Source organism: Streptomyces sp. a15, assembly GCF_059026085.1.
In genome coordinates this window covers 1-267 of the sequence record NZ_JBWLKM010000319.1, presented here as the reverse complement: position 1 = coordinate 267, position 267 = coordinate 1, and the positions used below count along the sequence as shown (strand labels likewise).

Genomic DNA, 267 nt, shown 5'->3' with positions numbered 1-267 from the left:
AGGGTTGCGCCACCTGCCCGCCCCGCACTCGTCTTGCGGCGGGTGCGGGTGGCGCGGGTCTTACGGTCGGCTCCACGAGGCTTCGACACCACGGGGGTGTCCTGGTCTCCGGCCACTCCGGTACCAGTGGTGCGGGCCGCCGCGAGGGCGACCAGGTTGCGGGCTGCGTTCTCGTCCCGGTCCATCACAAGCGGGCACTCGTCGCAGTCGAAGACTCTCACGTGCACGGCAGCTTGGCTTTCGTTGCGCCGCAGTTCGAGCAGGTCT

At 69.7% G+C, this 267-nt stretch carries 1 pseudogene; it reads right to left on the bottom strand.

Annotation, left to right across the window (positions count from 1 at the left end):
* Positions 1-227: pseudogene (locus AC5P09_RS52310) on the bottom strand (IS607 family element RNA-guided endonuclease TnpB); the annotation flags it as partial.
* Positions 228-267 lie beyond the last annotated feature (40 nt).